A 16877-nucleotide genomic window follows, 5' to 3' on the forward strand; every position below is an offset into this window, starting at 1 on the left:
CCGCCCCGCGATCTCGCGGGGCGGCCCTCTTCGTCATGTACCGGGTCCTACTTCGCCGGCTCCGGCTCCGGCTCCTCCGCCGGTTCCGGCTCCGGGTCCACCGGGGTCTTCACCGACTCGAGGAGCAGCTGGGCCACGTCCACGACCGTGACGGACTCCTTGGCCTTGCCCTCGTTCTTCTTGCCGTTGACCGAGTCGGTCAGCATGACGAGGCAGAACGGGCAGGCGGTGGAGACGATGTCCGGGTTGAGGGACAGGGCCTCCTCGACGCGCTCGTTGTTGATGCGCTTGCCGATCCGCTCCTCCATCCACATCCGGGCACCACCGGCGCCGCAGCAGAAGCCGCGCTCCTTGTGGCGGTGCATCTCCTGCTGGCGCAGGCCGGGGACGGCGGACATGATCTCGCGCGGCGGCGTGTAGACCTTGTTGTGACGGCCCAGGTAGCACGGGTCGTGGTAGGTGATGAGGCCGTCGACCGGGGTCACCGGGACCAGCTTGCCCTCGTCGATGAGGTGCTGGAGCAGCTGGGTGTGGTGGATGACCTCGTACTCGCCGCCGAGCTGCGGGTACTCGTTGGCGATGGTGTTGAAGCAGTGCGGGCAGGTCGAGACGATCCGCTTCGCCGACTTCGGCTTCTTCGTCGACTCGTCCTCGTCGTCCTCGCCGAACGCCATGTTCAGCATCGCGACGTTCTCCTGGGCGAGCTGCTGGAACAGCGGCTCGTTGCCCAGGCGGCGGGGGGAGTCACCGGTGCACTTCTCGTCGCCGCCCATGATCGCGAACTTGACGCCCGCGATGTTCAGCAGCTCGGCGAAGGCCTTGGTGGTCTTCTTGGCCCGGTCCTCCAGGGCGCCGGCGCAGCCGACCCAGTACAGGTAGTCGAACTCCGAGAGGTCCTCGACGTCCTTCCCGACGATCGGGACCTCGAAGTCGACCTCCTTGGTCCACTCGACGCGCTGCTTCTTCGCCAGGCCCCAGGGGTTGCCCTTCTTCTCCAGGTTCTTGAGCATCGTGCCCGCCTCGGACGGGAACGCGGACTCGATCATCACCTGGTAGCGGCGCATGTCGACGATGTGGTCGATGTGCTCGATGTCGACCGGGCACTGCTCGACGCAGGCGCCGCAGGTGGTGCAGGACCACAGGACGTCGGGGTCGATGACGCCGTTCTCCTCGGCGGTGCCGATGAGCGGGCGCTCGGCCTCGGCGATCGCCGAGGCGGGGACGTCCTTCAGCTGCTCCTCGGTCGCCTTCTCGTTGCCCTCCATGTCCTTGCCGCCGCCGGCGAGCAGGTACGGGGCCTTGGCGTGCGCGTGGTCGCGCAGCGACATGATGAGGAGCTTCGGGGAGAGCGGCTTGCCGGTGTTCCAGGCGGGGCACTGCGACTGGCAGCGACCGCACTCGGTGCAGGTCGAGAAGTCGAGGATGCCCTTCCAGGAGAACTGCTCGACCTGGGAGACACCGAAGACGGCGTCCTCGGCCGGGTCCTCCCAGTCGATCTCCTTGCCGGCCGTCGTCATCGGCTGGAGCGCGCCGAGGGCGGTGGAGCCGTCGGCGTTCCGCTTGAACCAGATGTTCGGGAAGCCGAGGAAGCGGTGCCAGGCGACACCCATGTTGGTGTTCAGCGAGACCGTGATCATCCAGGTGAAGGACGTGACGATCTTGAGGCACGCGAAGAAGTAGGTGAGGTACTGGATCGTGCTCAGGTCCAGGCCGTCGAGCAGCGCGATCAGCGGGTACGAGGCGAAGAAGCCCGGCTCCCAGCTCGTCACGTGGTGCTGGACGCCCTCGAGGGCTCGCAGCGTCATGATGCAGAGGCCGACGATCAGGATGACGGCCTCGACGAAGTAGGCCTGGCCCGTCTTGGAGCCGGCGAAGCGGGACTTGCGGCCCGCCCTGGTCGGCTTGCTGAGCTGCCGGATCACGATGAGGGTCACGATGCCGAGGACCGTCATCAGGCCGAGGAACTCGGTGAAGATCTCGTACGGCAGCCAGTCGCCGATGATCGGGATCAGCCAGTCGGCCTGGAAGAGCTGGCCGAAGGCGTTGACGATCGTCAGGAGCAGCGAGAAGAAGCCCACCGCGACGAACCAGTGCGCGAAGCCGACGATGCCCCAGCGGTTCATCCGGGTGTGGCCGAGGAATTCCTTGACCAGGGTGACCGTGCGCTGGGTGGGATCGCCGGTGCGGGTGCCGGCGGGCACGGGCTGCCCGAGGCGCACGAACCGGTAGATCTGCACGGTTGCACGGCCGAACAGCGCGACGGCCACCACCGTGATGGCGATCGACACGATGATCGCGGCGAGTTGCATGAGGGGCTCCTCGGGCGGGCCTACTAAGCGGTAACTTATGGAGTCCGTGCTGAGATTACCCGTTCGGGGCCCCGTGCTGTAGCGGCGCTCGCGGTGATCTGTGTCGCTCAGGCAAACCTTGCCGCGCGACGTCTGCGGACTGCTGGAAGCGTACGCGCCAGGATCGCGAGATCCATCCCCAGCCAGTGGTGGTCCACATAGTGGAGGTCGAGCAGCTCGCGCTCCTCCCACGGCAGGTCCGAGCGTCCGCTGATCTGCCAGGGGCCGGTCAGTCCGGGTCGTACGGAGAGCCGGCGGCGCCCCTCGCCCGCGCACTCGCGGTGGCCGGGCGTCAGCGGGCACGGCCCGACCAGCGACATCCGGCCCCCGACGACGTGCAGCAGAAGGGGCAGCGCGGCCAGCGGGCTCCTCGTGCGGAAGGTCAGCATGGTGAAGGGCCGCCCCCCGAGACCGGCCACCGTGCGGCGGCGCAGCACGCCCCGGCCGGGGGTGGCTCCGCCGAGCGCGACCGAGAGGGCGACGGCCGCGAGGAAGGGGGACAGCGCGACCAGGAGGGCGAGCCCGCCCACGACGTCGAACGTGCGCTTGGCCGTCATTCCCCACACCCTTCCGAGCGGCGAACGAGAATCATGGGATATTCGTGGGATATGGCTGGTTTGCCCGGCATGGGGCAATCGGACTCTCTCACGCGGCACCCCGCCCGGTCCGGGATCGACGCGCGCCCGGCTCCGTATGAGTGAGATAAGGGGTGAAGAGTTGAGCCCCCTCCACTCAGGTCTGTTGACGCAGTCCGCGTCGTCATGCATCCTTGAGTCAGATCCACTCAAGTACGTCAGCTGGAGGAATTGAAATGGCACGTGCGGTCGGCATCGACCTGGGCACGACTAACTCCGTCGTCAGCGTTCTGGAAGGCGGCGAGCCCACCGTCATCACCAACGCCGAGGGCGCCAGGACCACGCCGTCCGTCGTCGCCTTCGCGAAGAACGGCGAGGTGCTCGTCGGCGAGGTGGCCAAGCGTCAGGCCGTCACCAACGTCGACAGGACCATCCGGTCGGTCAAGCGCCACATGGGCACCGACTGGAAGATCGAGATCGACGGCAAGAACTTCAACCCGCAGCAGATGAGCGCCTTCATCCTGCAGAAGCTGAAGCGCGACGCCGAGGCCTACCTGGGCGAGAAGGTCGTCGACGCGGTCATCACCGTCCCGGCGTACTTCAACGACTCCGAGCGTCAGGCCACCAAGGAGGCCGGTGAGATCGCGGGCCTCAACGTCCTGCGCATCGTCAACGAGCCGACCGCGGCCGCCCTGGCGTACGGCCTCGACAAGGACGACCAGACGATCCTCGTCTTCGACCTCGGTGGCGGCACCTTCGACGTGTCCCTCCTGGAGATCGGCGACGGCGTCGTCGAGGTGAAGGCCACCAACGGTGACAACCACCTCGGTGGTGACGACTGGGACCAGCGTGTCGTCGACTACCTGGTGACGCAGTTCCAGAACGGCCACGGCGTGGACCTGGCCAAGGACAAGATGGCTCTCCAGCGTCTCCGCGAGGCCGCGGAGAAGGCGAAGATCGAGCTGTCCTCCTCGACCGAGACCTCGATCAACCTGCCGTACATCACGGCCTCCGCCGAGGGCCCGCTGCACCTGGACGAGAAGCTCACCCGAGCCCAGTTCCAGCAGCTGACCTCGGACCTGCTCGACCGCTGCAAGGTGCCGTTCCACAACGTCATCAAGGACGCGGGCATCAACCTCTCCGAGATCGACCACGTCGTTCTCGTCGGTGGTTCGACCCGTATGCCGGCCGTCGCCGAGCTCGTCAAGGAGCTGACCGGCGGTCAGGACGCCAACAAGGGCGTCAACCCGGACGAGGTCGTCGCCATCGGCGCCGCGCTCCAGGCCGGTGTCCTCAAGGGTGAGGTCAAGGACGTCCTGCTCCTCGACGTGACCCCGCTGTCCCTCGGTATCGAGACCAAGGGCGGCATCATGACCAAGCTCATCGAGCGCAACACCACGATCCCGACCAAGCGGTCCGAGATCTTCACGACGGCCGAGGACAACCAGCCGTCCGTGCAGATCCAGGTCTACCAGGGCGAGCGCGAGATCGCGGCGTACAACAAGAAGCTCGGTATGTTCGAGCTGACCGGTCTGCCGCCGGCCCCGCGTGGTGTCCCGCAGATCGAGGTCGCCTTCGACATCGACGCCAACGGCATCATGCACGTGACCGCGAAGGACCTCGGCACGGGCAAGGAGCAGAAGATGACCGTCACCGGCGGCTCCTCGCTGCCGAAGGACGAGGTCGACCGCATGCGCCAGGAGGCCGAGCAGTACGCGGACGAGGACCACCGTCGCCGCGAGGCCGCCGAGTCCCGCAACCAGGGCGAGCAGCTCGTCTACCAGACGGAGAAGTTCCTCAAGGACAACGAGGACAAGGTCCCCGGTGACGTCAAGGCCGAGGTCGAGGCCTCGCTCGCCGAGCTGAAGGAGAAGCTCAAGGGCGAGGACACCGCGGAGATCCGCACCGCCACCGAGAAGGTCGCGGCCGTCTCCCAGAAGCTCGGCCAGGCGCTGTACGCCGACGCCCAGGGCGCGCAGGCCGCGGGCGACGCCGGTGGCCAGCAGGCCCAGGCCGACGACGACGTCGTCGACGCCGAGATCGTCGACGAGGACAAGCCGAAGGGCGGCGCTGCCTGATGACGGAGGAGACCCCGGGCTTCGAGGAGAAGCCCGACGTCCCCGCCGACGGCACGCCCGAGGAGACCGAAGCCGCTGCCTCCGCCGACAAGGCGGAGGGGGCGGCCCCGGCCGGGGACGCTACGGACGTAGCCCTGCTGGCGCGGCTGGACCAGGCCCGCAAGGCGCTCGAAGAGCGCACCGCGGACCTCCAGCGGCTCCAGGCCGAGTACCAGAACTACCGCCGCCGCGTGGAGCGGGACCGGGTCACGGTCAAGGAGATCGCCGTCGCGAGCCTCCTGACCGAGCTCCTTCCCGTGCTCGACGACATCGGCAGGGCCCGGGACCACGGCGAGCTCGTGGGCGGGTTCAAGTCGGTCGCCGAATCGACGGAGACCATCGTCGCCAAGATGGGTCTGCAGCAGTTCGGCAAGGAGGGCGAGCCCTTCGACCCGACGATCCACGAGGCCCTGATGCACTCGTACGCGCCGGACGTCACCGAGACGACCTGCGTGGCGATCCTGCAGCCGGGGTACCGGATCGGCGAGCGGACCATCCGGCCCGCCCGCGTGGCCGTCGCCGAGCCCCAGCCGGGCGCGGCCCCGGCCAAGGACGACACCAAGTCGTCCGCTGACGAGGAGAGCGGTGCCCCCGAAGAGGGGTAGCGCGAAGATCACCGGAGCTGTCCGGAAGGAGGGACGTCGATGAGCACGAAGGACTTCGTCGAGAAGGACTACTACAAGGTTCTCGGCGTCCCCAAGGACGCCACCGAGGCCGAGATCAAGAAGGCGTACCGGAAGCTCGCCCGCGAGAACCACCCGGACGCCAACAAGGGTGACACCAAGGCCGAGGAGCGCTTCAAGGAGATCTCCGAGGCCAACGACATCCTCGGCGACCCCAAGAAGCGCAAGGAGTACGACGAGGCCCGCGCCCTCTTCGGGAACGGCGGCTTCCGGGCCGGCGGTCCCGGGGGCGGCTCGTTCAACTTCGACCTGGGCGACCTCTTCGGAGGCGCCCAGGGCGGCGGCGGGGCCGGCGGCTTCGGCGGCGGCGGTGGCGGCATCGGTGATGTGTTCGGCGGCCTGTTCAACCGCGGCGCCGGCGCGGGCACCCGTACCCAGCCGCGGCGCGGTCAGGACATCGAGTCCGAGGTCACGCTCAGCTTCACCGAGGCCATCGAGGGCGCGACCGTACCGCTGCGGATGTCCAGCCAGCAGCCGTGCACGGCGTGTTCGGGCACCGGCGACAAGAACGGCACCCCCCGGGTGTGCCCGACCTGCGTCGGCACCGGGCAGGTCTCGCGCGGCAGCGGCGGCGGCTTCTCGCTCACCGACCCGTGCGTGGACTGCAAGGGCCGCGGCCTCATCGCCGAGAACCCCTGCGAGGTCTGCAAGGGCAGCGGCCGCGCCAAGTCCTCCCGCACGATGCAGGTCCGCATCCCGGCGGGTGTGAGCGACAACCAGAAGATCCGGCTGCGCGGCAAGGGAGCACCGGGCGAGCGCGGCGGGCAGCACGGCGATCTGTACGTCGTGGTGCACGTCGACACCCACCCGGTCTTCGGCCGCAAGGACGACAACCTCACCGTCACCGTGCCGGTCTCCTTCACGGAGGCGGCGCTCGGCGGCGAGATCAAGGTGCCGACCCTCGGCGGCCCCGCGGTCACCCTCAAGCTGCCCGCGGGCACTCCGAACGGCCGGACCATGCGCGCCCGGGGCAAGGGCGCGGTCCGCAAGGACGGCACCCGCGGCGACCTCCTCGTGACGGTCGAGGTCGCGGTGCCGAAGGAGCTGGACGACAAGGCACGTGACGCCCTGGAGACCTACCGCGAGGCGACCGCCTCCGAGGACCCGCGGGCGGAGCTGTTCCAGGCCGCGAAGGGAGCGTGACCCGGTGGACGGGCGCCGACGCAATCCGTACGAACTGACCGACGAGTCGCCGGTGTACGTCATCTCGGTGGCGGCCCAGCTCTCCGGTCTGCATCCGCAGACCCTCCGTCAGTACGACCGTCTCGGCCTGGTCTCCCCGGACCGCACGGCGGGTCGTGGCCGGCGCTACTCGGCCCGTGACATCGAGCTGCTCCGTCAGGTGCAGCAGCTGTCGCAGGACGAGGGCATCAACCTGGCCGGGATCAAGCGCATCATCGAACTGGAGAACCAGGTCGCGGCGTTGCAGAGCCGGATCGCGGAGCTGTCGGCGGCCGTCGACGGCGCGGCGGCGGCGATGCGGCAGCGCGAGGCCCAGGTGCACGCCTCGTACCGGCGCGATCTGGTGCCCTACACGGACGTGCAGCAGGCGAGCGCGCTGGTGGTCTGGCGCCCCAAGCGCGGCGAGTAGTCCCCGGACGTCCCGTCCCCGGACCGCAGAAGCCCCCTCCACGGTGTGGAGGGGGCTTCGCCGTGTCCGGAGTCAGGGGATGAGTTCGGCCGCGATGTCGCCGAGGGTCTCCCACCACGGCGCGGCGCCGGTGCCGAACGCGGCGGCGAGGGCGGTGCCGAGGGCCCGGTCGAGCGGGGTCGGGTCGGCGGCCGGGTCCCAGTCGGCGTCCACCCGGCCGTCCCCCGCGGACTCCAGGGTGCCGAGGGTCCGCCCGTTCCGGGTGAGCCGGCTGTCCACGTGCGAGGAGGGCACGAGGCGGTAGCGGATCCCGTCCACGCGGACGTCCACCCGGTAGGAGCGGCGCAGCAGGCGCGCACGGGCGGGCTTGACGGTGGCGGGCTCCCCGTCGACGGTGAGCGCGAGCAGGGCGGCCTTGCGGGTCCCTATCGGCGTGTGGGTGTCGGGTCGGGTTCCCGGGGCTCGTACGAGCTCCACGGTGGGCAGCTCGTACCCGGAGACTCGGAGGGTCCCGGCGGGCCCGTCGAGGTCGATCTGTACGTACACGGTGGTCGCTTGTCCCGTTCGACGCTGGTCAGTTGTCTCCCTCGAGAATGCCCGACTGCGCGATCAGGTAGCCGAGCTGGGCACGGCTCCCGCTGCCGAGGGTCGCGGCGAGCTTGGCGATGTGGGCGCGGCAGGTCCGCACGTTCATGCCGAGGCGCCGGGCGATGGCCTCGTCGACGTGGCCCTCGACGAGGAGTTTGGCGATGGAGCGCTGGACGCCGCCGATGCCGTCCACGGAGGGGCTGTAGGGGATCTCCTCCTCCCAGGGAACGCCGTGCAGCCAGAACTGGTCGAAGACGCCGACGAGGTACTGGACGAGCCCTTCGTGGCGGAGTTCCAGGGCGACCTGGCGGTCGCTGCGCGCGGGCACGAAGGCGACCTTGCGGTCGACGATGATCAGTCGGTCGACGATCTCTTCGAGGGTGCGCAGGTCGAGCCCGTAGGGGGCGACGCGTTCGACGTAGGCGAGGGTGGCCGGATGGTGCCGGGCCGTGTGCTGGTAGAGCGTGCGCATCCGGACACCGCGGTCGAGGAGCGGTTCCATGCGGCGCAGGGCGGCTTCGAGGGTCTCGGGTCTGCGTCCGCTGCCCGGCTGGATGGTGAGGAGCTCCACGGTGCACTCGTTGATGACCCGGTCCAGCGCGGCGTTGATGGCGCTGAGGCCTTCGAGGACCGTGATCGCCTGGGCGCCGGACGGGTCCTGCGTGTGGATGGCCATGAACGGCTCGAACGCGTCCGCCAGGGCTATCGCGTGCTGGCGGCGGACCTGTATCTCCTGCTCGATGGGGTGCACGAGCTGGTTGAGGGCGATCGAGGGCGGCACGGGGCGCAGGCACTCGCTGTCGTCCGGGTCCGGGTGCAGGAGGGAGAGTTCCCTCAGGCAGGGGGCGGCTTCGGCGTCGGCGCGAGCTATTCGGCCGGTGCGGAGGGCACTCGCATAGAGCTCCTTGCCCACGTCGCATAGTTCACCGTGACTGTGCTTATGGCCGGACTCGTCGCATTCTCGCCTCATTTGCACCCCCCTCAGGGTCATGAATTACAGGAACATGATGCCCGGCTTGGCTGGTGGAAAGGGTCGGGAGTGAGCCATCGTCTTACTCGCGGGGGGGAGGTAGTGATCAAAAGAGGTGGAGATCGGCCATGACCAGGATGGTTCGTGCACTTAGCGCCATAGCCGTTGCGGCGGCTGCTCTCGGCGCACTCGCCGTCGGCGAGCCCTCGTGGGAGAGCACCCCGGCGCATTCCGTGGCAGGGCCGGGCGAGCCCTCGTGGGAGTTCGCTCCGGCGCACTCCCTGTGGGCGGGGCCGGGTGAGCCTTCGTGGGAGTCCACTCCCGCGGATGTGGTGCTCGCGTCTCCCTACGAGCCCTCCTGGGAAATCGCTCCCAAGGGCGCGGGCGCGTGACCGTGCCGCCGGACGACCCCAGGTTCCGCCGGGAGATGGCTTCGGCCTACCGATCCGGATGGCATTTCGTCGACCTCGCCACGGCCATCCCCCACCGTGGCGACGCGTTGAAGATCACTCTCTTCGGAGAGCCGATCGTGGTGGCACGGGAGCAGGACGAGGACGTCCGCGCCTACCGCTGCCTCCGCCGTCCCCGCGGCGCCCCACAGCCCATCCGCTGTGCCATCCGGTACGGCATGATCTTCGTCAACCTCGACCAGCGGGACCACCAGCTGATCGAACCCGAGACCATCACCGCCACCCCCCGCAGTGCCTGAGCGATTCCCCCGTCGTTGTAGATCGCTCAAGCACTTCCCCCACACAGCGACGCCATCGCGGACCTGAAACGCGATGGCGTCGCTGTGCTGCGCCCGCGCGTTTCCCCGCGCGGGCGCCTTCGTGTGTCCGGTACGTGTTCCGTACGGGCGGCGGGTGCGCCCTTTCCCGTACGGGACCGGGCGCGGCCTCTCCCGTACGGGTCAGGCGCGGCCCATCGCGCGCGTGAGGGCGATCTCGATGACGACCCGGTCCGGGTTCGGCGCCGGCGTGCGCCCGTAGCGGTCCGCGTAGCGCCCGACCGCGTCCGCGACGACCTCCGCCTCGGTGCGGATGTGCGCGACGCCCTCCAGGGTGGCCCAGCGCCCCTTGTCGACCTGGCAGACCGCGACCCTGGCGCCCTCCGCGCCCGCCGCCAGGACATTGGCGACCTTCCGGCTGTGCTTGTTGGTGATGACCCGCGCGCGGCCGTTCTCGGGGTCGTACGTGACGCCCACCGCCACGACGTGCGGGGTGCCGTCCGGGCGCGGGGTGGTCAGGGTGCACATGTGGTACTCGCGCCAGAAGCCGAGGTACGAGTCGGAAGGGTTCTTCGGGTCGGTCGCCATGCACGGAAACTACCCGGGGCGGGACTCTCCTCGATACCTTGAGCGGGATCGACTCAACTTTGTGTACCCTGGAGGAGTCATAAAGGGAGAGGACCCGAAGCAACCCAGGAGGAGCACCGCACGTGGACGCCGAACTGACCAACCGGAGCCGGGACGCCATCAACGCGGCGAGCAGCCGCGCCGTGTCCGAGGGGCACGCCGACCTGACCCCCGCCCACCTTCTGCTGGCGCTGCTCACCGGTCAGGACAACGAGAACATCACCGATCTGCTCGCCGCCGTCGAGGCCGACCAGGCGGTCGTGCGCTCCGGCGCCGAGCGGCTGCTCGCCGCCCTGCCGAGCGTCACCGGGTCCACGGTCGCGCCCCCGCAGCCCACCCGCGACTTCCTCGCGGTCGTCGCCGACGCCGACCGGCGGGCCAAGGAGCTCGGCGACGACTATCTGTCCACCGAGCACCTCCTCGTCGGGATCGCGGCCAAGGGCGGCCCGGCCGGTGAGATCCTCGACGGGCAGGGCGCGAGCGCATCGAAGCTGCTCGACGCCTTCGAGAAGAGCAGGGGAGGACGCCGGGTGACCACACCCGACCCGGAGGGGCAGTACAAGGCGCTGGAGAAGTTCGGCACGGACTTCACGGCCGCCGCGCGCGAGGGCAAGCTGGACCCGGTCATCGGCCGCGACCACGAGATCCGCCGCGTCGTGCAGGTGCTGTCCCGCCGCACCAAGAACAACCCGGTCCTCATCGGTGAGCCCGGTGTCGGCAAGACCGCCGTCGTCGAGGGCCTCGCCCAGCGGATCGTGAAGGGCGACGTACCCGAGTCGCTCAGGAACAAGCGGCTGGTCTCGCTCGACCTCGGCGCGATGGTCGCCGGAGCGAAGTACCGCGGCGAGTTCGAGGAGCGCCTGAAGACCGTCCTCGCCGAGATCAAGGCGAGCGACGGCCAGATCATCACCTTCATCGACGAGCTGCACACGGTCGTCGGCGCGGGCGCCGGCGGCGACTCCGCCATGGACGCGGGCAACATGCTCAAGCCCATGCTGGCCCGCGGCGAGCTCCGGATGGTCGGCGCGACCACCCTCGACGAGTACCGCGAGCGGATCGAGAAGGACCCCGCCCTGGAGCGCCGCTTCCAGCAGGTCCTGGTCGCCGAGCCGACCGTCGAGGACACCATCGCGATCCTCCGCGGCCTCAAGGGCCGGTACGAGGCCCACCACAAGGTGCAGATCAACGACTCCGCGCTGGTGGCCGCCGCGACCCTCTCCGACCGGTACATCACCTCCCGCTTCCTGCCCGACAAGGCCATCGACCTCGTCGACGAGGCCGCCTCCCGGCTCCGTATGGAGATCGACTCCTCGCCCGTCGAGATCGACGAGCTCCAGCGCTCCGTGGACCGGCTCCGCATGGAGGAGCTCGCCCTCAAGAACGAGACGGACGCGGCGAGCAAGCAGCGGCTGGAGAAGCTCCGGCGCGACCTCGCCGACCGCGAGGAGGAGCTGCGCGGCCTCACCGCCCGCTGGGAGAAGGAGAAGCAGTCCCTCAACCGGGTCGGCGAGCTGAAGGAGCGCCTCGACGAGACCCGCGGCCGCGCCGAGCGCGCCCAGCGCGACGGCGACTTCGACACCGCCTCCAAGCTGCTCTACGGCGAGATCCCGGCCCTGGAGCGGGAGCTGGAGGAGGCGAGCGAGGCCGAGGCCCAGCAGGAGTCGGCCAAGGACAGCATGGTCAAGGACGAGGTCGGCCCCGACGACATCGCGGACGTCGTCGGCGCCTGGACCGGCATCCCCGCCGGCCGCCTCCTGGAGGGCGAGACGCAGAAGCTGCTGCGCATGGAGGACGAGCTCGGCCGACGGCTGATCGGCCAGACCGAGGCCGTCCGGGCCGTCTCCGACGCCGTGCGCCGCACCCGCGCGGGCATCGCCGACCCCGACCGGCCCACCGGCTCCTTCCTCTTCCTCGGCCCCACGGGCGTCGGCAAGACGGAGCTGGCGAAGGCGCTCGCCGACTTCCTCTTCGACGACGAGCGGGCCATGGTCCGCATCGACATGTCGGAGTACGGCGAGAAGCACAGCGTCTCCCGCCTGGTCGGCGCGCCTCCCGGCTACGTCGGCTACGAGGAGGGCGGACAGCTCACCGAGGCGGTCCGCCGCCGCCCGTACAGCGTGGTCCTCCTCGACGAGGTGGAGAAGGCGCACCCGGAGGTCTTCGACGTCCTGCTCCAGGTCCTGGACGACGGCCGGCTCACCGACGGGCAGGGGCGGACGGTGGACTTCCGCAACACCATCCTGATCCTCACCTCGAACCTCGGCAGCCAGTACCTCGTCGACCCGCTGACCTCGGCGGACGTCAAGAAGCAGCAGGTCATGGACGTCGTCAGGGCGAGCTTCAAGCCGGAGTTCCTCAACCGGCTCGACGACCTGGTCGTCTTCTCCGCCCTCGACCGGGCCGAGCTGGGCCGGATCGCGAGCCTCCAGATCGACCGGCTCGCCCAGCGGCTCGCCGAGCGCCGGCTCACCCTGGACATCACCCCGGAGGCCCTGGAGTGGCTCGCCGAGGAGGGCAACGACCCCGCGTACGGCGCCCGGCCGCTGCGCCGTCTGATCCAGACGGCGATCGGCGACCGGCTGGCCAGGGAGATCCTCGCGGGCGAGGTCCGCGACGGCGACACGGTCCGGGTGGACCGCTTCGAGGACGGCCTGATCGTGGGGCCGGCGCGGTAGCTCAGGTGTCGAAGGCCCGGACACGTACGAGGGCGGTGCCGCCGTCCTCGTACGTGATCCGCAGGTTCACGAAGAGCATCTCGTCGAACGACACGTCCAGGCACCGGTCCTGCTCGCAGGAGAACGCGGGCTCCCCGGCCGGGTAGGTCGCTTCCAGCCACCCCCCGACCTCGGAGCGTGGCATCCGGAACTCCGCGTCGGCCACGGTGTCCTGCCAGTGGGCCGCCGTGCAGTGGGCGTCCTCCGCGCTCATCGGGAGGCTTCCCCGGGCGAAGGTCATCACCTCGGAGCAGTCGACCTGCTGCGACTCACCGATCTCGCTCCAGGCCATCGCACCCCAGGCCAGCAGGGCCACCGGCCCGCCGCAGAACACGGTCACCACCGCCGAGACCCACACCCAGGTCCACGCCCGCGGCTTCACCGGCCCGGCCTTCTCCGCCGTTTTCTCCCCCATGAGGACCAGATCTTGTCAGCCCGCAGCGGATCGCGGGAGGTGGGACTTGCCACGAACGGCCCGCGATGGGGGAGGATGGCGAGCATCCGTACGAAGGGAAATACACGGTGAGCATCGACCCGTCCTCGATTCCGAATTTCGGGGGCCAGCCCCAGCCTCAGGCCGCAGGACCGGCGGGCCCCGTCGTCCCCGACCAGGACCTCGTCAAGCAGCTCCTCGAGCAGATGGAGCTGAAGTACGTCGTCGACGACGAGGGTGACCTCGCGGCGCCGTGGGAGGAATTCCGCACGTACTTCATGTTCCGCGGCGAGGGCGAGCAGCAGGTCTTCTCGGTGCGGACGTTCTACGACCGTCCGCACTCCGCCGACGACCGCGCCAAGATCCTCGACGCGATCGACGACTGGAACCGCCGCACCCTGTGGCCCAAGGTCTACACGCACCTGCACGAGGAGGAGGACGGCTCCGCCACCCTCCGCCTCATCGGTGAGGCCCAGATGCTGATCGGCACCGGCGTCGCCCTGGAGCACTTCGTGTCCTCCACGGTCAGCTGGGTCCGCGCCTCCATCGAGTTCGACAAGTGGGTCGTGGAGCAGTTCGGCCTGGAGTCCCCGGAGGACAAGGCCGCGGGTGACGAAGAGGCCTAGGCCCTTCCCGTAGCAGAGCGGTACGAGAGCCCGGCCGGGCCGTGATCATCAGGATCGCGGCCCCGGCCGGGCTCTCCTCGTGACCGCGCCGGGTCACGGAGGGGTGCCTCAGGCCAGCCGCTTGAGCCGGGAGACGGCCTCTTCCAGGACCTCGGTCTTCTTGCAGAAGGCGAAGCGGACGAAGGGGGCGCCGGCCTCGCGGTCGTCGTAGAAGACGGCGTTGGGGATGGCGACGACGCCGGCGCGCTCCGGCAGCGAGCGGCAGAAGGCGAAGCCGTCCTCGGCGCCGAGCGGGCGGATGTCCGTGGTCACGAAGTAGGTGCCCGCGGGGCGGTAGACCGCGAAGCCCGCCTGCGCGAGGCCGTCGCTCAGCAGGTCCCGCTTGGCCTCCAGGTCGGCGCGGAGTCCGTCGAAGTACGCGGCCGGGAGGCGGAGCGCCTCGGCGATCGCGTACTGGAACGGCCCGGAGGAGACGTAGGTGAGGAACTGCTTGGCCGAGCGGACCGCGGCGGTCAGCCCGGGGCTCGCGGTGATCCAGCCGACCTTCCAGCCGGTGAACGAGAACGTCTTGCCGGCCGAACCGATGGTCACCGTGCGCTCCCGCATCCCGGGGAGGCTCGCGATCGGCAGGTGCTCGGTCCCGTCGAAGACCAGGTGCTCGTAGACCTCGTCGGTGACGACGAGCAGGTCCCGCTCGATCGCTAGCTCGGCGACGGCGGTCAGCTCGGCCCGGGTGAGGACGGTGCCGGTCGGGTTGTGCGGGGTGTTGAGGAGGATCAGCCGGGTCCGGTCGGTGACGGCGGCCCGCAGCTCGTCGAGGTCGAGGACGTAGCCGCCCTCGTGGGGGCGGAGGGTGACGGGGACCCTGGTCCCGCCGGCCATCGCGACACAGGCGGCGTACGAGTCGTAGTACGGCTCCAGGGCGATCACCTCGTCGCCCGGCTCGACCAGGGCGAGCAGTGCCGCCGCGATCGCCTCGGTGGCGCCCGCGGTGACGAGCACCTCGGTGTCCGGGTCGTACGCGAGGCCGTAGCGCTGCCGCTGGTGGTCGGCGATCGCCGACCGCAGCTCGGGGACGCCGGGGCCCGGCGGGTACTGGTTGCCCCGGCCGTCCCGCAGGGCGCGGACCGCGGCCTCCCGGATCTCCTCGGGGCCGTCGGTGTCGGGAAAGCCCTGACCGAGGTTGATCGAACCGGTCCTGGCGGCGAGCGCGGACATCTCGGCGAAGATCGTCGTACCGAATTCGGCGAGCCGGCGATTGAGCAGCGGTCGTGTCATGACGGCCATCCTGCGGCGAAGCTCTGGAGTTCCTCAAGTGCGCTTTGGCGCGTGGCCGGGCGGGGGATCGCCATGGCATGAGCATCACACTCTTCCTCTGCGGGATCGCGCTCGTGATCGCGATCGGGGTGGCGATCATCGGATGGGGGCTGAGGGACAGCCGGCGCGGCTCCGGCGGCGGGGACAGCTGGTGGGCCGGCCCGACGGGATCGACCTCCTCGTCCTCCTCCTCGTCCACCTCCTCCTGCTCGTCGTCCTCCTCCTCGTCCAGCTCCTCCTGCTCCAGCTCCTCGTGTTCGAGCTCGTCCTGCTCCTCGTCGAGCTGCTCCAGCTCCTCCTCGTGCAGCTGAGAACCAGGAACGGAAAGGGCTCCGGAGCCAAGCTCTGGAGTTGCTCAAGTCGGCTTTGACGGGATGCCACCCAGGGCATCTTTCTCGCACAACAGAACGGGGGAATTACTGATGGGAATCTTCTTCGGCCTCATGGGTCTTCTGGTCGTCGTGGCGGTGTTCGTCACGATCAAGGGCAGGCTCGGGGGTGGCACCCGGCGGTCGCGGCGGCGCGGCGGGCGTTCGGCCGCGTCCGGCAGCGGCGGCGGCATCACCTGGGCGGACGGCGGCGGGGGCGCTGGCTGCGGCAGCTCGTCCAGCTCCTGCGGCGGAGGCTCCGGCTCCTCCTGCGGCGGGGGCGGGGGCGGCGGCTGCGGCGGAGGCAGCTGAGCGGCCACCTTCCGGTAGGGCCCACGTCGCCTGGCACGTGACGTGGGCAAGGGGCACGGACCTGTCGGCCGAATCCGATTGAACAAGTGAACTGTGGGGTCCCCGAAGGGGTTGGAAAACACAGCAAGTTGGGTAAAAACGCTGCGAGTCGCCCGGGGTCCGTGGTTCTCTCGCTCCTGACAGAGACAGCCCTCGGACCGTGTGTGGACCCGAGCCGGCGATTCCCCACTGCCGTTGAACCCTTCTCCGGGGCGCCCCCGGCCCACCCGTCAAACCGTGTTTGCGGAGCCGACCCATGCTCACCACCCTGAAAACCTCGTACACCGACACGCGTGCGGCCGATCTGGCCTGGGCGCTCGGGCGTGAGCCGTTGCCCGCGCTCGCCGTACTCGACCTCGAACTCGCCGGAGCCAGACTTCAGTTGAGACTGCTCGGCGCCTCCCACCAGGTGCTTCTGGAAGAGGAGGGCCGCAGCTGCTCGGAGACCGTCGCCTGTATGCCCGGCAGCAGCACTCCGCTCCCGCTCGGCGTCTCCAAGCGCTTCGGCGAATGGGAGTACGAATTCGCGGCGCGCGTCGAGACGCTCTCGCACGGCTCCTTCGCGGGCCGCGCGCAGGAGCTGCTCGCACTCGTCGCCGACCACCCCAACGGACTCGCGGGGACCTTCCCCGGCTCCCCGCACGCCTTCACGGCGATGCTGGCGCAGCGCCACGAGGGCCAGGTGCGCTGGCGCACCTGGCACGCCTACCCGCAGGAAGGGCAGTTGGTGGTGACCAGGACCCGTATCGGCGCACGTATGCCCGCAACGCTCTGATACGCCCTCCCGGAGCCCCAGATGCACTCGTGTGGGTGACAAAGGGCATTCAGGTAGTGACGTAGCG

17 protein-coding genes are annotated in these 16877 nt (G+C 69.7%); 10 read left to right on the top strand and 7 right to left on the bottom strand.

Going from position 1 to position 16877, the window contains the following annotated elements:
* Nucleotides 1-47: 47 nt before the first annotated feature.
* Nucleotides 48-2309, bottom strand: a complete 2262-nt coding sequence (locus tag IE311_RS14170) for a (Fe-S)-binding protein (RefSeq protein WP_189832023.1) — start codon at nucleotides 2307-2309, stop codon at nucleotides 48-50.
* A gap of 107 nt (nucleotides 2310-2416) precedes the next feature.
* The gene (locus tag IE311_RS14175; protein ID WP_189832024.1) at nucleotides 2417-2905 is read right to left on the bottom strand and encodes a sugar transferase; all 489 of its coding nucleotides are present in this window, start codon (nucleotides 2903-2905) and stop codon (nucleotides 2417-2419) included.
* Nucleotides 2906-3159: 254 nt separating this feature from the next.
* Here IE311_RS14175 and dnaK point away from each other — a divergent pair, with 254 nt between their 5' ends.
* Genes dnaK through IE311_RS14195 form a run of 4 tightly spaced genes read left to right on the top strand, consistent with a single transcriptional unit; the run spans nucleotide 3160 to nucleotide 7314 of the window.
* Nucleotides 3160-5001, top strand: a complete 1842-nt coding sequence (dnaK, locus tag IE311_RS14180) for a molecular chaperone DnaK (RefSeq protein ID WP_189832025.1) — start codon at nucleotides 3160-3162, stop codon at nucleotides 4999-5001.
* Complete coding sequence (gene grpE, locus IE311_RS14185) at nucleotides 5001-5645, top strand: nucleotide exchange factor GrpE (RefSeq protein ID WP_189832026.1); 645 nt, start codon at nucleotides 5001-5003, stop codon at nucleotides 5643-5645. The genes dnaK and grpE overlap by 1 nt, the downstream gene beginning before the upstream one ends.
* A 39-nt stretch (nucleotides 5646-5684) precedes the next feature.
* Nucleotides 5685-6866, top strand: coding sequence for a molecular chaperone DnaJ (gene dnaJ, locus IE311_RS14190; protein ID WP_189832027.1), 1182 nt, complete (start codon nucleotides 5685-5687; stop codon nucleotides 6864-6866).
* 4 nt (nucleotides 6867-6870) lie between these two features.
* Nucleotides 6871-7314 carry a heat shock protein transcriptional repressor HspR gene (locus IE311_RS14195; RefSeq protein ID WP_073908257.1) on the top strand — a complete coding sequence of 148 codons (444 nt, stop codon included), beginning with the start codon at nucleotides 6871-6873 and terminating at the stop codon, nucleotides 7312-7314.
* Between the two features lie 72 nt (nucleotides 7315-7386).
* Here IE311_RS14195 and IE311_RS14200 read toward each other — a convergent pair whose 3' ends face one another.
* Complete coding sequence (locus IE311_RS14200) at nucleotides 7387-7860, bottom strand: hypothetical protein (RefSeq protein WP_189832028.1); 474 nt, start codon at nucleotides 7858-7860, stop codon at nucleotides 7387-7389.
* A gap of 28 nt (nucleotides 7861-7888) precedes the next feature.
* On the bottom strand, nucleotides 7889-8893 hold the full coding sequence (locus IE311_RS14205) for a helix-turn-helix transcriptional regulator (protein WP_189832029.1): 1005 nt from the start codon (nucleotides 8891-8893) through the stop codon (nucleotides 7889-7891).
* Nucleotides 8894-9260: 367 nt separating this feature from the next.
* On the opposite strand from IE311_RS14205, the gene IE311_RS14210 reads away from it, so the two are divergent.
* Nucleotides 9261-9581 (top strand): Rieske (2Fe-2S) protein, encoded by a 321-nt coding sequence (locus IE311_RS14210; RefSeq protein WP_030323603.1) that lies wholly within the window; start codon nucleotides 9261-9263, stop codon nucleotides 9579-9581.
* 201 nt (nucleotides 9582-9782) lie between these two features.
* Here IE311_RS14210 and IE311_RS14215 read toward each other — a convergent pair whose 3' ends face one another.
* Complete coding sequence (locus IE311_RS14215; protein ID WP_189832030.1) at nucleotides 9783-10187, bottom strand: pyridoxamine 5'-phosphate oxidase family protein; 405 nt, start codon at nucleotides 10185-10187, stop codon at nucleotides 9783-9785.
* Between the two features lie 122 nt (nucleotides 10188-10309).
* On the opposite strand from IE311_RS14215, the gene clpB reads away from it, so the two are divergent.
* Nucleotides 10310-12901 (top strand): ATP-dependent chaperone ClpB, encoded by a 2592-nt coding sequence (gene clpB, locus IE311_RS14220; RefSeq protein WP_189832031.1) that lies wholly within the window; start codon nucleotides 10310-10312, stop codon nucleotides 12899-12901.
* A gap of 1 nt (nucleotide 12902) precedes the next feature.
* On the opposite strand, the gene IE311_RS14225 is transcribed toward clpB, so the two are convergent.
* On the bottom strand, nucleotides 12903-13355 hold the full coding sequence (locus tag IE311_RS14225) for a hypothetical protein (RefSeq protein ID WP_189832032.1): 453 nt from the start codon (nucleotides 13353-13355) through the stop codon (nucleotides 12903-12905).
* Nucleotides 13356-13462: 107 nt separating this feature from the next.
* Between IE311_RS14225 and IE311_RS14230 the strand changes: the two genes are divergently transcribed.
* On the top strand, nucleotides 13463-13999 hold the full coding sequence (locus tag IE311_RS14230) for a YbjN domain-containing protein (RefSeq protein ID WP_189832033.1): 537 nt from the start codon (nucleotides 13463-13465) through the stop codon (nucleotides 13997-13999).
* 108 nt (nucleotides 14000-14107) lie between these two features.
* On the opposite strand, the gene IE311_RS14235 is transcribed toward IE311_RS14230, so the two are convergent.
* Nucleotides 14108-15286 carry a pyridoxal phosphate-dependent aminotransferase gene (locus IE311_RS14235; RefSeq protein WP_189832034.1) on the bottom strand — a complete coding sequence of 393 codons (1179 nt, stop codon included), beginning with the start codon at nucleotides 15284-15286 and terminating at the stop codon, nucleotides 14108-14110.
* A gap of 133 nt (nucleotides 15287-15419) precedes the next feature.
* On the opposite strand from IE311_RS14235, the gene IE311_RS14240 reads away from it, so the two are divergent.
* The 3 genes from IE311_RS14240 (at nucleotide 15420) to IE311_RS14250 (ending at nucleotide 16810) form a co-directional block, all read left to right on the top strand.
* Nucleotides 15420-15686 carry a hypothetical protein gene (locus IE311_RS14240; protein ID WP_189832035.1) on the top strand — a complete coding sequence of 89 codons (267 nt, stop codon included), beginning with the start codon at nucleotides 15420-15422 and terminating at the stop codon, nucleotides 15684-15686.
* 52 nt (nucleotides 15687-15738) lie between these two features.
* A complete protein-coding gene (locus tag IE311_RS14245; protein WP_189832036.1) occupies nucleotides 15739-15996 on the top strand; it encodes a hypothetical protein in 258 nt (85 codons plus the stop codon).
* 295 nt (nucleotides 15997-16291) lie between these two features.
* Entirely contained in the window at nucleotides 16292-16810 is a 519-nt protein-coding gene (locus IE311_RS14250; RefSeq protein ID WP_189832037.1) for a DUF2617 family protein, read from the top strand.
* The last annotated feature ends 67 nt before the right edge of the window (nucleotides 16811-16877 follow it).

This window comes from Streptomyces zaomyceticus (genome assembly GCF_014656215.1).
Taxonomy (GTDB): Bacteria; Actinomycetota; Actinomycetes; order Streptomycetales; family Streptomycetaceae; genus Streptomyces; species Streptomyces zaomyceticus.

What these genes read in the sequence shown, in the direction of transcription:
- IE311_RS14170 (WP_189832023.1), bottom strand. Translation starts at nt 2,309, where the DNA reads ATGCAACTCGCCGCGATCATCGTGTCGATCGCCATCACGGTGGTGGCC.
- IE311_RS14175 (WP_189832024.1), bottom strand. Translation starts at nt 2,905, where the DNA reads ATGACGGCCAAGCGCACGTTCGACGTCGTGGGCGGGCTCGCCCTCCTG.
- dnaK (WP_189832025.1), top strand. Translation starts at nt 3,160, where the DNA reads ATGGCACGTGCGGTCGGCATCGACCTGGGCACGACTAACTCCGTCGTC.
- grpE (WP_189832026.1), top strand. Translation starts at nt 5,001, where the DNA reads ATGACGGAGGAGACCCCGGGCTTCGAGGAGAAGCCCGACGTCCCCGCC.
- dnaJ (WP_189832027.1), top strand. Translation starts at nt 5,685, where the DNA reads ATGAGCACGAAGGACTTCGTCGAGAAGGACTACTACAAGGTTCTCGGC.
- IE311_RS14205 (WP_189832029.1), bottom strand. Translation starts at nt 8,893, where the DNA reads ATGACCCTGAGGGGGGTGCAAATGAGGCGAGAATGCGACGAGTCCGGC.
- IE311_RS14215 (WP_189832030.1), bottom strand. Translation starts at nt 10,187, where the DNA reads ATGGCGACCGACCCGAAGAACCCTTCCGACTCGTACCTCGGCTTCTGG.
- IE311_RS14225 (WP_189832032.1), bottom strand. Translation starts at nt 13,355, where the DNA reads ATGGGGGAGAAAACGGCGGAGAAGGCCGGGCCGGTGAAGCCGCGGGCG.
- IE311_RS14235 (WP_189832034.1), bottom strand. Translation starts at nt 15,286, where the DNA reads ATGGCCGTCATGACACGACCGCTGCTCAATCGCCGGCTCGCCGAATTC.
- IE311_RS14240 (WP_189832035.1), top strand. Translation starts at nt 15,420, where the DNA reads ATGGGGGCTGAGGGACAGCCGGCGCGGCTCCGGCGGCGGGGACAGCTG.
- IE311_RS14245 (WP_189832036.1), top strand. Translation starts at nt 15,739, where the DNA reads ATGGGAATCTTCTTCGGCCTCATGGGTCTTCTGGTCGTCGTGGCGGTG.
- IE311_RS14250 (WP_189832037.1), top strand. Translation starts at nt 16,292, where the DNA reads ATGCTCACCACCCTGAAAACCTCGTACACCGACACGCGTGCGGCCGAT.